Annotated in this window: 2 protein-coding genes and 1 pseudogene; 2 read left to right on the top strand and 1 reads right to left on the bottom strand. The window is 41.1% G+C overall.

What is annotated here, in order from left to right:
• A pseudogene (locus tag IEV46_RS17550) lies at positions 1-169 on the bottom strand (HPr(Ser) kinase/phosphatase); the annotation flags it as partial.
• Between the two features lie 1,097 nt (positions 170-1,266).
• Between IEV46_RS17550 and IEV46_RS17545 the strand changes: the two are divergent.
• Positions 1,267-2,124, top strand: coding sequence for a tetratricopeptide repeat protein (locus IEV46_RS17545; RefSeq protein ID WP_188433864.1), 858 nt, complete (start codon positions 1,267-1,269; stop codon positions 2,122-2,124).
• Positions 2,125-2,143: 19 nt separating this feature from the next.
• Positions 2,144-3,358, top strand: a complete 1,215-nt coding sequence (locus IEV46_RS17540; protein WP_188433862.1) for an MFS transporter — start codon at positions 2,144-2,146, stop codon at positions 3,356-3,358.
• Positions 3,359-3,923 lie beyond the last annotated feature (565 nt).

The raw sequence follows: 3,923 nt of genomic DNA, 5'->3' as shown, positions 1-3,923 counted from the left end.
CCAACATCTGAAGTCTTTCCGCAGGATAATAGGTGAAAAAACCGGCCAGCTCCAATCCGGGGCGATAAAGGTCACTGGTGATCAGTTCCCGGTCCAAACCGGCTTTCCCGCCGGCAATCTCCAGCTCAAATTGTGCCGCCAGCTCTTTCACCGTCACTGATTTTCCCATCCCCGAGCTCCTTTCCATCCATGTACAACAAAGACGGCCGGGAATCCGGCCGCCCCTAGTAATCTACAGCAAATCCGAGAAATTGACCAAGCTTAGACCGCATGCCCTGTGGATGCGATCGGCAATGATCCTCAGACCTTCCCGCAAAATATTCTTTTGGCATTGATGTCTCGGTAGTTAATGCTCGGACAATCGGGACAGGTCCTCTCACTGATGCCAGTTTTTTAACCTCTCGGCTCTATCCAACCAGAACAAAACTGGACGGAAAGTCTCTCCCTACCTTTACAAGAGTTCTCCCGTGCCATTTCGCTTTGTACATCAGTATGGATTTATTGCTTAAGGTGGTTCGCTTTGGTATTCATAGAGACGAAACTTATAGGCCTTGTGCATTTTCTCGCCTCCTCTGCTGACATTCATTGGGGCCTATCCTACCCGACCCCCCTTTTACATGTAACATAAAACAATTCTACGAACCGACTGATTATTCCTTCTTGTATTTGGATGCCTTTTCCAGAATTATGAATATTGCAAGAAAAATTTCAAGGAGTGATTTTGCTATGAGCAAAAAAATGGAACAAATTCGTATGGAAATGAAAAACCCACTTGATTTCACGAAACGCTTGGCCGTGTCATGGAATCATTGATTTAGGAAAACTATAGAAGGTGTGCTAAATGCACATCTTCTATCCTTTTTTCGATAAGGAGAGGGGTATAATGGAAAATAAGCCAAGTTTTATAGAATTTAACCTCCCAAGCTTTTCTATTGTAAGATATCTCCTAAATAACCACCAAAATTCCGATAAAAAGCATCCTATGTTTATGAGTTTCCTAACAAGGGGTGTGACAGACAAGAACTATTACAATGCTAGTTTTACTTCAGATTTAGGATTACGAAGAAGTGATGAACCAACAAAGTTTTTTATGAATAATTCCATCAACCTGTTACATAATGATGAACAATTTATGGGGATAAATTCCACGACCAGACTGTTGTAAATATATTTAATAAGTTGAATCGGCCGCTTGATACAAGCCCTTTTAACTTTGAAGAGTTTGTCTCAAGTCATATTCAAACTCCGGATCGGTTAAATGTCACTTTGAAATATTATGCCGATGTGTTGGGTAATTGGATAGATGCAGACCGGATGGCGAACCTTATTTTGAATCGTAAGGAAATCATTCCAGATAACGATCAAGGAGCAGAACTACTCAGCAGTTGTGGAAACTTACTTGCACATACTGGTGATCCACGTTGTAGAGATGCTTATAATTTAGCATTGGAAATTTGGGAAAATCCGTATCAGAAGTTCACGACACAGTTTCGCATTGCGGTTGCTGAAATAAAACGATTAAACCAACCCAAGGCTATTCCAGAGGCAATAAAAAAATCCTACCAAGCTGCAATTGAATTTGGTAATCGTACTAAAAATAGCAGTGACACTAAATTTAGTAAAGGACTTATTAAGAACCTCGAGGCTCTCTTTTACATAAAGTCGAAACAGTTGGATAAGGCAGGGGAATCAATCAAAGAAGCTTTAGATCTTATATCTGATATACCTAGCAGTAATTTAACTATTATTCCAGGGATTTCTTACCGTTATCGTTTGCAAATTCTCGAAAACTATGGACTATACGCTGGTATGACATCTAGCTGGAAAGATGCGTTGCCAATTTATAGACAAGCATTGACAATGAGTAGAGAGCATCATCCAGAATCTTTGGCTGAAGTGTTAGCAATGTATGGATATGCCCTTATTCAGGCTAAGGAATCTCGAGAAGCCATTGAGGTTTTGCTTGAAGCGGAAGAACTATTTTCTCAAGACATATGGATTGATAAAGTTCCTCAAATACACAAAATGCTTGCCGTCGCTTATGATGATATAGGTAACAATGAACGGTCTTTATTTTGGCTGGAGAAATTAATGAACCAATCGGAGTTAACACCTACTTTGTGAAATTCAGGAGGATACAGGAATGACTGCACAAAAGCTTTGGAACAAAAATTTTCTTCTACTATGGTTAGGCCATGCGCAATCCGGAATTGGTAACGCTTTGTATATAGTCGCATTATCTTATTTGATCTTGGATCTAACCGGATCCCCAAAATTTACTGCGATCACCATGGCAGCAGCTGCTGCCCCTTACATACTTAGCCCACTTGCTGGAACTATAGTGGATCGAATTCATATGAAGCGGTATTTAGTGATAGGGGATTTTGTTCGGGGTAGCCTCATGCTTATCATTTGCTTGTTTGGAGCCTATGGGACCCTGAATGTTCTAATGATTGTAGGTGTTGCTTTATTGCTTGGTTTTGTAGGCTTAATTTATCGACCTTCCTTTGCTGTTTTATTACCCCGTTTAGTCCCTCAATCAGACGTCGGACGAGCGAATGCATTGAATGGATTAACAGGTCAAATCTCCAATTTATTAGGTTTTTCGTTTGGAGGAGTGTTGGTTGCCTGGATGGGTCCAATCTCGGCTATTTTTATTAATGGCGTCACTTTTTGTATGATGGCATTTTTATTAATGCTTATCCAGTTCCCAAACATTCATAGGAAGTCTTCATCCAATATAAATGTTTGGGCAGAGGTAAGGGAAGGATTCCAATTTTTACTCTCCTCCAAAATACTGTTCATGATCCCGATTATCTTTTTTTTCATGAACATTAGTTACAGCCCACTGGAAATTTTGATGCCTCTAAAAATGAAGGCTTTAGGAAAAGGACCTGAAGGTTACGGAATATTTTTTGCGATATTATTTATAGGCGCTATTATGGTTAGTGCATGGATCAGTAAGTTCGGGAAAAATTTGAACACAAGGTTAAATACAACTATAGGATTGTCTGTCATGGCATTAGCTTTGGGAGGGGTAGCGGCTTCACCTAATTTTTTTGTATGCTGTGTCTCTTCTCTGGTTTTTGGAGCAGGTACATCATTAGTGAGCACTAGCAATGTAACATATGTTCAGACCGAAGTGGATGAAAGTTTCCGAGGGAGAATCTTTGGTATTTTTGGGACGGTTGAACAGGTCGGAATGCCCGCATCGCTAGCCTTAATTGGTTTTTTTGTGGATATTGTTAAACCGGAAGTGATTTTATACACCATGACTTTACTGCTGGTTGTTGTATCATCAGTATGGTTTGTAGTGAATAAACAATCGGCAAACTCAAAATCACTAGATCTCTCCTGAATATAAAATTTTGGCGGTATTCGCTTGTTAATGTCGAAGGATACCAATAGAGATTTAAATATGGACGGAGGAGATACAGATGTTCGGAAAACAAAGTCGGCAACCGTCCATGTTCCAATCTGTTCATCTGGAAGATCTTATTCCCAAAAGCATCTGCTCCGTCGAATTCGTCAGGCGGTGGATCTTTCCTTTGTACGTCCTCTGGTTGCCCAGATTCATGAAAAAGGAGAGCGTCCTCGCCTCTCCTTCTCTTAAATTGTAACTGAATTACCAGACACACCCTAAAACCGGAGCCCCGGTCTCACAGGGCCCCGGTTTTAGGGCATGTCTGATAAATCTTTATTTGAGGCCGGGCCGGTCGGGATGGGGTTTCACATGTCCTTCCGTTGTTCTTACGAGCCAAAGTCACTCCATGTGAAACCCAACCCTCCCTGCATACCGAGACCGGGAACGGAGTGACCTAGTGCCCTGTCCAGGATTATAATTCTTCAAAAGGGGAATAACCTTCTGTGAAAACCGATGTTTTCACGGGAGGGATCGGTATGGCCATCTATGTACGAAAATT

The sequence above is a fragment of the Kroppenstedtia guangzhouensis genome (genome assembly GCF_014637345.1).
Classification (GTDB): domain Bacteria; phylum Bacillota; class Bacilli; order Thermoactinomycetales; family DSM-45169; genus Kroppenstedtia; species Kroppenstedtia guangzhouensis.
This window is presented reverse-complemented; position numbering and strand designations above follow the sequence as displayed.

Coding starts and splice junctions, on each gene's coding strand:
- IEV46_RS17540 (WP_188433862.1), top strand. CDS start 2,144: ATGACTGCACAAAAGCTTTGGAACAAAAATTTTCTTCTACTATGGTTA.